Genomic DNA, 9,703 nt, shown 5'->3' on the forward strand with positions numbered 1-9,703 from the left:
CAAGACAGTCCACAAGAACGTCAGTGGGTGGCTGAGTCACACCTTGAACGAGGTGTTGCCATCATCACCGTGGGTGGCCGCAGCTAACCTTCGCGCCATGGCTTCCCCCGCAACGCGACCCTCGAACGGCAAGCGCGTCGACCGTCCGGCCCGGCCCGGCTACCGGTGCGCCGAGTGTGGCTGGACCACCGTGAAGTGGGTGGGGCGCTGCGGCGAGTGCCAGGCGTGGGGCAGCGTCTCCGAAGAGGCCGGCCCCGGCGGGGCGGCCCCGCGGACCACCGCGACCGCGCCCGGCCGCACGCCCGCCCGGCCGATCGGGGAGATCGACGTCGAGGCCGCGCGCGCCCGGCCGACCGGGGTCGACGAGCTCGACCGGGTGCTCGGCGGCGGGCTCGTGCCCGGTGCGGTCGTGCTGCTCGCGGGCGAGCCGGGTGTGGGCAAGTCGACCCTGCTGCTCGACGTCGCGGCGCGCGCCGCCCGGGGCGGGCGCAAGGTGCTGTACGTGACGGGCGAGGAGTCCCCGGGTCAGGTGCGCCTGCGGGCCGAACGCATCCGGGCGCTCGACCCGAACCTCTTCCTCGCCGCCGAGTCCGACCTGGGCATGGTGCTCGGGCACGTCGACCAGGTGTCGCCCGACCTGCTCGTGGTGGACTCCGTCCAGACCATCGCCTCCTCCCAGGTGGACGGCGCGCCGGGCGGGGTCAGCCAGGTGCGTGAGGTGGCGGCGGCCCTCATCGCCCTCGCGAAGGAGCGGGACATCCCGACCGTCCTCGTCGGGCACGTGACCAAGGACGGCTCGATCGCGGGTCCCCGCACGCTCGAGCACCTCGTGGACGTCGTGTGCCAGTTCGAGGGGGACCGGCACTCGCGGCTGCGCCTGCTGCGCGCCACCAAGAACCGCTACGGCCCGACGGACGAGGTCGGGTGCTTCGACCTGTCCGAGACCGGCATCATCGGGCTCACCGACCCGAGCGGCATGTTCGTCTCGCACATCCTCAATCACGTTCCAGGGACCTGCGTCACGGTCACCCTGGAGGGGCGCCGCCCGCTCGCGACGGAGATCCAGGCCCTGGTCGCGCCGAGCGTGCTGAGCAACCCGCGCCGCACGACCAGCGGGATCGACTCGAGCCGGCTCGCGATGGTGCTCGCGGTGCTGCAGCGACGGGTCGGGGCGCGACTCGTCGATCAGGACGTGTACGTCTCCACGGTGGGCGGGGCGCGCGCCGTGGAGCCGGCCGTCGACTTAGCCCTCGCGCTCGCCACCCTCAGCGCCCGCGAGGACGTTCCGCTCCTGCCCGGCATCGTGGCGCTCGGTGAGGTCGGGCTCGCCGGAGAGATCCGACCCGTCATGGGCGTCTCTAGGCGCCTGTCGGAAGCCGCGCGCCTCGGGTTCACCCACGCCGTGGTTCCGGTCGGGTCCGTCGAACCGACCGGCACCCCCGCCGGGATGACCGTCCTGGAGGTCGCCGACCTGGCGCAGGCCGTCCTCGTGAGCAGCGGACCGCGCACCCACCCGGCGTAGTCCCCCGCGCCTGCGGACCGTTCACCCCTCGCACCGTTAGGATCCGCACGTGGCAACATCCCACTTCTCCCCCGACGACCTGCTGCGCACCACGCTTGCCGCGGTGGCACCGGGCGGTGAGCTGCGCGAAGGTCTCGACCGGATCCTGCGCGGTCGCACCGGCGCGCTCATCGTGCTCGGCTTCGACGAGACGGTCGAGTCGATCTGCTCGGGAGGCTTCGTGCTCGACGTCGAGTTCTCGGCGACGCGGTTGCGCGAGCTCGCCAAGATGGACGGCGCGATCGTCCTGGACCAGGACGCGACGAAGGTGCTGCGCGCCGCCGTGCAGCTGCTCCCGGACCCGACGATCGAGACGACCGAGTCCGGCACCCGTCACCGCACGGCCGAGCGGGTCGCCAAGCAGACCGGTTTCCCGGTGATCTCCGTGAGCCAGTCGATGCGCATCGTCGCGCTGTACGTGGGCGGCTTCCGGTACGTGCTCGAGGACGCCGACACGATCCTCTCGCGCGCGAACCAGGCCCTGGCCACGCTGGAGCGGTACAAGTCGCGGCTGGACGAGGTCAGCGGCACCCTGTCGGCGCTCGAGATCGAGGACCTCGTCACGGTGCGCGACGTCTCGGCCGTCGTCCAGCGGCTCGAGATGGTGCGCCGGATCTCCGAGGAGATCGCCGGCTACGTGATCGAGCTCGGCCGGGACGGTCGGCTGCTCGCGCTCCAGCTCGACGAGCTGATCGGGGGGATCAGCTCCGACCGCGAGGCCGTGATCCGCGACTACGTCGAGACCTCCCGCAGCGACGGCGGGTCGGTGGACGTGCAGGCGGCCCTCGCTGAGCTGGACTCGACCGAGCTGCTCGACCACGCCCACATCGCCCGGGTGCTCGGGCTGCCGGGCGGCGGCGACGCGCTCGATGCCGCCGTCGGGCCCCGCGGGTACCGGTTGCTCTCCATGGTGCCGCGGCTGCCCAGCGCCGTCGTCGACCGGCTCGTCGGGCACTTCGGGAGCCTGCAGAAGCTGCTGGCAGCCGGCATCGAGGAGCTCATGGCGGTCGAGGGGATCGGCGAGCAGCGTGCGCGAGCCGTCCGCGAGGGCCTGTCCCGCCTTGCCGAGTCGAGCATCCTCGAGCGGTACGTCTGAAGCCTGACGCCCCGAGGCGTCCCCGCAGGGGGCCCTCCGAGTTCGAGCACGCCGTCAGTCGAGACCGCGCCGTCAGTCGAGAACGAACGCAACCGGCGCAGCACCCGTCCCCAGCAGGGTGGCGACAGCCTGGTAGGTGCCGGCCCGCGGTGCCGGCAGGTCCCCGGGGCACCCTTCGGCGGAACGAGTCCGGCTCCACGCGATCTCGAACGCGTCCCGGGCGCCGGCTGCGAGCAGGAGCTGGCGGGACGCCGTGTCCGCGCTCGCGCAGTCCTTGGTCGACCAGATGCGGTCGCTGCCCGAGCTGATGACGACCTCGCGGGCGGCGTCGCCCGCGTCGACCGTGCACGGCGTCGTGCTGATGTTGGTCACGAACCCCTGCAGCACCGGGTTCGAGCCCGCCGGGTACGTCGTGGCGTCCGCGGCGAGCGTGACCTCGAGATCCTCGGCTGCGCAGTCCACGGGATTGGCAGCCTCGTCCGTCGCCGGCACGTCAGAGGCGCCCGCTGCGCCGGCCGGGTCGCCCACCGCATCGGCGCTCCCCCCGTCCCGGAACGCGACCGCCCAGATCACCGCGCCGACGCCGCCGAGCGCGACGACGAGCGCGAGCACGACCACGAACCGCCGGAACCAGTAGACCCGCGACGGGTTCGGCCCCACGGGATGCAGCACCGTGTTCATTCGGTTCCCTCCATCGCGACCAGACCCTGCCACTACGCTACGGCCGCCCGGCCCCACGACGAGCAGGGCACGCCGACGACGGCTTCTGGGAGGATGCGGGATGCCGATCGAGCCCCTCCTCCTCGACAGCCCCGAGCTCGCGGCGGGGCTCCGGGCCCCGATCGGCGCGTGGTTCGCCGCGAACGCCCGCGATCTGCCGTGGCGCGGGCCCGACCGGACCGCGTGGGGCGTGCTGGTGAGCGAGGTGATGCTGCAGCAGACACCGGTGGTCCGGGTGCTGCCCGCCTGGACCGACTGGATGACCTGGTGGCCGACCCCGCGCGACCTGGCGGCGGCGAGCACGGCGGACGTCCTGCGCGCGTGGGGACGGCTCGGCTATCCGCGGCGCGCGCTGCGACTGCAGGAGTGCGGCCGCGCGATCGCCGAGCTGCACGACGGCGTCGTGCCGTGCGACGAGGCTGCCCTGCTCGCGCTGCCGGGGGTCGGCGCCTACACCGCCGCGGCGGTGGTCGCCTTCGCGTACGGGGGGCGATCGGTCGTGCTGGACACCAACGTGCGCCGAGTCCTCGCCCGGACCGTGACGGGCACGGCCCTGCCGACGCCCAGCCTGACCGTCGCCGAGGTCAGGAGCGCGGCGGCGCTCGTCCCGGCCGATCCGGCCGAGGCGGCGCTCTGGGCGGCCTCCTCGATGGAGCTCGGCGCGCTCGTGTGCACCGCCCGGGCACCACGGTGCGAGGCCTGCCCCGTCGCGGAGCTCTGCGCGTGGCGTCGGGCCGGATACCCCGTCGACGCGCACGTCGGTCGGCGGCGCACGCAAGCGTGGGCCGGGACCGACCGGCAGGCCCGCGGGCGGGTCATGGCCCTGCTGCGCGAGGCCCTCGAGCCGGTGCCACGCTCGGCCGTGGAGGACCTCTGGACGGACCGCGTCCAGCTCGACCGGTGCCTCGACGCCCTGGTGGCAGACGGGCTGGCCGAGGTGTCCGGCGCGGAAGACCAGCCCCGCACGTACCGGCTCCCGGCCGCCGCGGTCAGTTGAGCTGGATCAGCATCCGGGTGTTGCCGAGCGTGTTCGGCTTCACCCGGGCGAGGTCGAGGAACTCCGCGACGCCGTCGTCGTGCGATCGCAACAGCTCGGCGTAGACCTCCGCCGAGACGGGTGTCCCCTCGATGGGCACGAAGCCGTGCGCCCCGAAGAACTCGACCTCGAACGTCAGGCAGAACAGCCGGCTCAGCCCGAGCGCTCGCGCCCGGTCGACGAGCGCGTCGAGCAGCGTGTGCCCGACGCCGTGCCCGCGCCACTGCGGTGCGACGGCGAGCGTGCGGATCTCGGCGAGGTCCTGCCACATCACGTGCAGCGCGCCGCACCCCACCACCTCCGGGCCCGCGGCCTCGTCGACGTCGGCCACGAGAAACTCCTGCACGGCCTCGTAGTACCCGACCAGCTCCTTGGCCAGCAGGATCCGCTCGGTCGCGTACGGCGCCACCAGGTCGCGAATCGTGTTCACGTCGGCAGGCCGGGCGGGGCGGATGACGGGTACGAGGCTGGGCATCGCCACAACCTAGCCCGGCCGTAACAAGGTCGTCACAAGGCGGTCACGCGGGGGGAATCACGGGGGCTCACGCTGGACGTGTCGATGGATCCACGCCGCGACCCGCAGGAGTGCTCATGCCCCGATCGACCGCCTGGCCCCCGCCCCCCGACCTGATCGACGCCGACCGACTGGTCTGGGCGGAGACCGTGCACGCGGGCGGCTGCACGCGCCTGGTCGTCGCGCGCGGCACCACCGTCCGGCTGACGGACCTCGACGGGGACGCCTGCGCGCACCTGCAGGTCTATGACGCCGACGGGGCCGAGGAGCGTCCCGGCCGGTTGCCCCCGGGCCGGCAGGGTGCCCTGACGCTCGGGAGCCAGCTGCTGTCCGACCAGGGCAATGCGCTGGCCACCCTCACGCACGACTCCACGGGCCGCCCCGGCTCGAGCCTCGGCACGACAGACCTCGAGCTGTTCACCCGGGCGGCGGCCAAGCACGGTCTCGGGTCGCGCCCGCTGCGCCCCTGCCTCTCGTTCTTCCAGACCGTGACCAGGGAACGCGACGGCACCCCGGTCTTCGCGGGACCGTCCGCCCCCGGGGCGAGCGTGTCGATCCGTGCCGAGATGCCCCTGGTCCTGCTGATCGCGAACACCGCCCACCCGCTGGATCCGGACCCCGACTGCGAGTGCGGGCCGCTCGAGGTGCTCGCGTGGCGGGACTACTGCACGTCACCCGGCCAGCCGAGTCGTCCCCGGATGGGCTGACCCCGCAGCGCCCGGGTGACCCGGCCGCCCGAGGTGTCCCGGGCCGGCACGGTGGCGAGCAGGCGGGAGGCGGTCACCTCGTCGACCACGAGGTCCGTGACGACCCCGGAACGCAGGGCAGCGAGCAGCGGGACCACCTTGTTGTCCCCCGCCACGACGCAGATGCGGCGCGGAACCCGGTGCAGCTTGGCGGGGGACGGCCCGGTCGCCCGCGCGTTCAGGGCGACGTCCTTGTAGCTGCCGTCGGCCCGCAGGAAAACGGTGCACACGTCGCCGACGACGCCCTCGGAATGGAGCAGACGGACGTCGTCGTCGTCCAGATACCCGGCGGAATACACATGGCTGGGCACCGCGCCCGCCACCGCGCCCACCGAGAACAGCGCAACGTCTGCACGTCGTTGCACGTCAAGGACCCGCTTGACGGATCGTTCGCGCCACATCGCGGCCTTGGTCTCCGGGAAGTCGAAGAAGGCCGGGACCGGGAAATGGATCACCGCTGCGTCGAACGAGGTACCGAACGTGGAGATGAGATCGCTCGCGTACTCGATCCCGCTCGACCGGTTGTTCGCGGCTCCGTTGAGCTGGACGACCGTGCTCCCGCGGGTCGGTTTGTGGGTCAGGTGGCGGCTCACGGCCGCGAGCGTGGTCCCCCACGCGATGCCCATCACCATGTCCGAGTCGAACCAAGACGTGAGGAGCTTCGCCGTGGTGATGGCGACCTGTTCCAGCCGCTCCACGTGCTCCGCGGAGTCGGGCACGGGGACGACATAGGTCGAGATCCCGAAGGTCGCACTGATGCTCTGACCGAGTCCTGGAGCGCGACTGCTCGCGGGCCGCAGGGTGATCTCGACCAGGCCCATCTCGCGTGCGCGCTTGATGAGGCGGGAGACGGTCGACCGGGAAGTGTGCAGGTGGCGGGCGATCACCTCCATCTTCATGTCCTGGAGGTAGTACATCGCCGCCGCACGCAGGACGTCCTGCTCGCCGTCGGTCGCCACGGTGTTCCCCCTGCTGTGCACATCCGTGCATCGTTGTTGCGCGTTCGTTCGGAGCACGGCAAGCATAGGGCTGCTACCGGTTCGACACCTCGTCAACGCTGACGGGGACCTGCAGGTGGCGGAATACCCGTGGCTGCCACGGTGCGAGGAGGACAACGGTGAAGACAGCAGCACTCACAGCACAGACCCGGACGTCGGCTCTCGAGGCACTCCGTGCGAGCACCACGACAGGACACGAGCTCGACATCCTGGTGATCGGTGGCGGCGTGACGGGCGCCGGGATCGCGCTCGACGCCGTGACCCGTGGGCTGAAGGTCGGCATCGTCGAGGGCCAGGACTGGTCCAGCGGCACCTCGAGCCGGTCGAGCAAGCTCGTCCACGGCGGGCTGCGCTACCTGCAGATGCTCGACTTCCACCTCGTCCGTGAGGCGCTCACCGAGCGCGACCTGCTCCTCACCGAGCTCGCCCCCCACCTCGTGCGCCCGGTGTCGTTCCTGTACCCGCTGGAGCACCGCGTCTGGGAGCGCGCCTACGTCGGCGCCGGCATCGCGCTGTACGACACCCTGGCGAGCATCAACGGCCGGCGCCGCGCGCTGCCGCTGCACAGCCACGTGACCCGCCACGGCCTCGAGAAGCTCTTCCCCGACCTGCGCCACGAGGCCGCGATCGGCGCCGTGCGGTACTGGGACGCCAGCGTCGACGACGCCCGCCTGGTGTCCACCCTGATCCGCACCGCGGTCACCTTCGGCGCCTCCGCGGCCTCCCGCACCCAGGTCGTGGCGATGTCGACCACCGAGGGTGGCACCGTGACCGGAGCGACCGTCGAGGACCTCGAGTCCGGCGACCGGTTCGAGGTGCGCGCCCGCCAGGTCATCAACGCGACCGGGGTCTGGACCGAGGAGACCGAGGCGCTCGCCAAGACCGAGGGCGGCCTGCGCGTGCTGGCGTCCAAGGGCATCCACATCGTCGTGCCGCGCGACTGCATCGCCGGCGAGACCGGGCTGATCCTGCAGACCGAGAAGAGCGTCCTGTTCGTCATCCCGTGGTCGCGCTACTGGGTGATCGGCACCACCGACACCCCGTGGAAGCTCGAGCTCACGCACCCCGTGGCCACGTCCGCGGACATCGACTACGTCATCGACCACGCGAACGCCGTGCTGGCGCGACCGCTGTCCCGCAAGGACGTCATCGGCACCTGGGCCGGGCTGCGGCCGCTGCTGCAGCCGGGCACCAAGGAAGGCACCTCGTCGGCGAAGGTCTCCCGCGAGCACACCGTGGCCTCCCCCACCCCGGGGCTGACCGTGATCGCCGGCGGCAAGCTCACCACCTACCGGGTGATGGCCAAGGACGCCGTCGACTTCGCCCTCGGCGGTCGCGCGCACTCGGTGCCCTCGATCACCCAGTCGATCCCGCTCGCCGGCGCCGAGGGGCTGCGCGTCCTGCAGCGCCAGGCACCGACCATCGGCCGCCGCTACGGGTGGAGCCGGGCGATGATGGATCACCTCCTGCACCGCTACGGCTCGCTCATCAACGAGCTGACCGAGTCCGTCGACGTCGACCCGAACCTGGGCCGGGCGCTGGCCGGGGCACCGGCGTACCTGCGGGCCGAGATCGCGTACGCCGTCACGCACGAAGGTGCCCTGCACCTGGACGACGTGCTGATGCACCGCACCCGGCTCAACTACGAGCAGCTCGACCGTGGGGTGGGCGCGCTCGAGGAGATCGCCGACATCATGGTCCCGCTGCTCGGCTGGGACGACGCCACCCGCACCCGCGAGATCGCCGCCTACCGCGACCGCGCCGAGGCCGAGGCCAAGGCCGAGCTCCAGACGGACGACGAGTCGGCCGAGAAGGTGCGCCTGCAGGCCGCCGAGATCGCTCCGCTCAGAGAGCTGGAGATCTCCTGAGAATTCGTCCGGACGCGGCCTGACCGCGGGTCGGACGGAGATGCCGTCCTGGGCGCCCTCGCCCCGGACGAACATGACAACGACGTCACAGAAATGAGGTAAACCGTGGACAGTCAGATCTTCATGTCAGAAGTGCTCGGCACAGCCGTTCTGCTTCTGTTGGGTGGCGGTGTGGTCGCAACCGCGATCCTGCCGAAGAGCAAGGGCTTCAACGGTGGATGGGTTCTCATCACCTTCGGGTGGGGCTTTGCTGTCTTCGCGGGCGTCTATGTCGCGTTCAAGTCGGGCGCGCACCTGAACCCGGCTGTGACCATCGGGCTCTTCGCCGCCGGCCGGGACTTCGCACCTGATGTCGACCCGACCGTCGTGAACATGCTCGGCTACTTTGCCGCCGAGCTGCTCGGTGCCTTCATCGGTGCCCTCCTGATGTTCGTCGCCTTCAAGAGCCACTTCGACGAGGATGCCGACGCCGGCACCAAGCTTGCGGTGTTCTCCACGGGCCCGGCCATCCGCTCCTACGGCTGGAACTTCGGTACCGAGGTCATCGGCACCTTCGTCCTGGTCTTCTGGATCATCGTGAGCGGGATGACGCCGTCCGGCCTCGGTCCGCTAGGCGTGGCACTGGTCGTCGTGAGCATCGGTATGAGCCTCGGTGGACCCACCGGGTACGCGATCAACCCTGCTCGTGACCTCGGCCCGCGCATCGCGCACTTCCTGCTCCCGATCAAGGGCAAGGGCTCCAGCGACTGGGCCTACTCCTGGGTCCCGGTTCTCGGACCGCTCGTCGGTGGCGTCCTCGGTGGCCTCCTCGGCGACTGGTACGCCCCCGTCTGATCCCGATCCCGTCGGTCGGGGTGCACCGCGCAGCGAAGCGCCGCTGGGCACCCCGACCGACAGCTCGGAGCACCGCACCGATCGAGACCGGTGCCGCACGGCTGACCTGACATTTCCCAAGACACGGAGGATTGACGAACCATGGCTGACTACGTACTCGCCATCGACCAGGGAACCACGAGCTCTCGGGCGATCATCTTCAACCACGGCGGCACCATCGTCGAGACCGGACAGCTCGAGCACGAGCAGATCTTCCCGCGCGCGGGCTGGGTCGAGCACAACGCCGAGGAGATCTGGACCAACACCCGTGAGGTCGTCGGCATCGTGCTC

General features: G+C 71.5%; 10 protein-coding genes. 7 read left to right on the plus strand and 3 right to left on the minus strand.

What is annotated here, in order from left to right; genetic code table 11:
- The first annotated feature begins 97 nt into the window (after positions 1-97).
- Both radA and disA read left to right on the plus strand, forming a co-directional pair.
- Complete coding sequence (gene radA, locus EUA98_RS18850; RefSeq protein WP_130104229.1) at positions 98-1,522, plus strand: DNA repair protein RadA; 1,425 nt, start codon at positions 98-100, stop codon at positions 1,520-1,522.
- 49 nt (positions 1,523-1,571) lie between these two features.
- A complete protein-coding gene (gene disA, locus EUA98_RS18855; protein WP_130104230.1) occupies positions 1,572-2,657 on the plus strand; it encodes a DNA integrity scanning diadenylate cyclase DisA in 1,086 nt (361 codons plus the stop codon).
- Between the two features lie 72 nt (positions 2,658-2,729).
- Here disA and EUA98_RS18860 read toward each other — a convergent pair whose 3' ends face one another.
- A complete protein-coding gene (locus EUA98_RS18860) occupies positions 2,730-3,338 on the minus strand; it encodes a hypothetical protein (RefSeq protein ID WP_130104231.1) in 609 nt (202 codons plus the stop codon).
- A gap of 100 nt (positions 3,339-3,438) precedes the next feature.
- On the opposite strand from EUA98_RS18860, the gene EUA98_RS18865 reads away from it, so the two are divergent.
- A complete protein-coding gene (locus EUA98_RS18865) occupies positions 3,439-4,374 on the plus strand; it encodes an HhH-GPD family protein (RefSeq protein ID WP_130104232.1) in 936 nt (311 codons plus the stop codon).
- Here the strand turns inward: EUA98_RS18865 and EUA98_RS18870 are convergent.
- The gene (locus tag EUA98_RS18870; protein WP_130104233.1) at positions 4,367-4,888 is read right to left on the minus strand and encodes an amino-acid N-acetyltransferase; all 522 of its coding nucleotides are present in this window, start codon (positions 4,886-4,888) and stop codon (positions 4,367-4,369) included. The two genes, EUA98_RS18865 and EUA98_RS18870, sit on opposite strands and share 8 nt — an antisense overlap.
- Before the next feature lie 116 nt (positions 4,889-5,004).
- Between EUA98_RS18870 and EUA98_RS18875 the strand changes: the two genes are divergently transcribed.
- Positions 5,005-5,634, plus strand: coding sequence for a DUF1989 domain-containing protein (locus EUA98_RS18875; RefSeq protein ID WP_130104234.1), 630 nt, complete (start codon positions 5,005-5,007; stop codon positions 5,632-5,634).
- On the opposite strand, the gene EUA98_RS18880 is transcribed toward EUA98_RS18875, so the two are convergent.
- Positions 5,589-6,590 carry a sugar-binding transcriptional regulator gene (locus EUA98_RS18880; protein WP_434063512.1) on the minus strand — a complete coding sequence of 334 codons (1,002 nt, stop codon included), beginning with the start codon at positions 6,588-6,590 and terminating at the stop codon, positions 5,589-5,591. The genes EUA98_RS18875 and EUA98_RS18880 overlap by 46 nt on opposite strands.
- 200 nt (positions 6,591-6,790) lie before the next feature.
- On the opposite strand from EUA98_RS18880, the gene EUA98_RS18885 reads away from it, so the two are divergent.
- The 3 genes from EUA98_RS18885 to EUA98_RS18895 form a co-directional block, all read left to right on the plus strand.
- Positions 6,791-8,539, plus strand: a complete 1,749-nt coding sequence (locus EUA98_RS18885) for a glycerol-3-phosphate dehydrogenase/oxidase (protein ID WP_130104236.1) — start codon at positions 6,791-6,793, stop codon at positions 8,537-8,539.
- A gap of 123 nt (positions 8,540-8,662) precedes the next feature.
- Positions 8,663-9,373 carry an MIP/aquaporin family protein gene (locus EUA98_RS18890; RefSeq protein ID WP_130104237.1) on the plus strand — a complete coding sequence of 237 codons (711 nt, stop codon included), beginning with the start codon at positions 8,663-8,665 and terminating at the stop codon, positions 9,371-9,373.
- 141 nt (positions 9,374-9,514) lie between these two features.
- Positions 9,515-9,703: FGGY family carbohydrate kinase (locus EUA98_RS18895; protein ID WP_242511727.1), on the plus strand; the 189-nt coding region annotated here is incomplete at its 3' end.

The organism is Pengzhenrongella frigida (assembly GCF_004168625.1).
Taxonomy (GTDB): domain Bacteria; phylum Actinomycetota; class Actinomycetes; order Actinomycetales; family Cellulomonadaceae; genus Pengzhenrongella; species Pengzhenrongella frigida.